The sequence below is a fragment of the Deinococcus aerophilus genome, from assembly GCF_014647075.1.
Lineage (GTDB): Bacteria > Deinococcota > Deinococci > Deinococcales > Deinococcaceae > Deinococcus > Deinococcus aerophilus.
Window position 1 is genome coordinate 1 of sequence record NZ_BMOM01000089.1, and the last position, 643, is coordinate 643.

A 643-nucleotide genomic window follows, 5' to 3' on the forward strand; every position below is an offset into this window, starting at 1 on the left:
TGAAGACCAATTGCGTAGTTGGGTTGTGAGTTGAGTTGGGGAGGCGCTGCCTCCCCAACTCACTGTTCTGGTGATTTAAGCGAACTGCGGCGAGCGGTTCAGCGTCCGGAGGTTGACCAGGCCCGCCACACAGCCCCAGAACAGGCCATGTCGCCGGGTGTCATTCCGATAGAACTCCCGGCACACACGGAACTTCTTTATCTTGCAGACCACATTCTCTACGGTGATCCGCACCTTGGCGATCTGATGGTTGAGCGCCCGATCTTCTGGACCGAGCGTTCCGCCTTTGGGACGCATGCGGGGAACGATCACCTCGTGCCCGGGGCACAGCTTGTCCAGGCCCGTATACCCCCGGTCTCCCCAGATACGACTTCCCCGAGGTAGGCGACCGAGCAACCTCGACTGTTTGAGGACCTTCATGTCATGGGTGCGCCCACCCGCGGGTGCACTGAGGTGGACGACCAACCCGTCCAGCGTCACTGCCACCTGCGTCTTGAGGGTGTGCGTGCCCTTCTTGGCACTGAAGTACTTCTTCTGATCCTTGGGCCGCCCGACGGCTTTCTTCCCGGGACCGCTGCCCTTGTTCTTCTTTGGTTGCCCTCGGGGCTGCTCAGTCCCGTCGACGATGAGGTCGGCAATCTCC

1 protein-coding gene is annotated in these 643 nt (G+C 61.0%); it reads right to left on the minus strand.

What is annotated here, in order from left to right; translation table 11 throughout:
* Window positions 1-75: 75 nt before the first annotated feature.
* A partial coding sequence (locus tag IEY21_RS16705; RefSeq protein ID WP_188905467.1) for an HARBI1 family protein occupies window positions 76-643 on the minus strand: 568 nt, incomplete at its 5' end.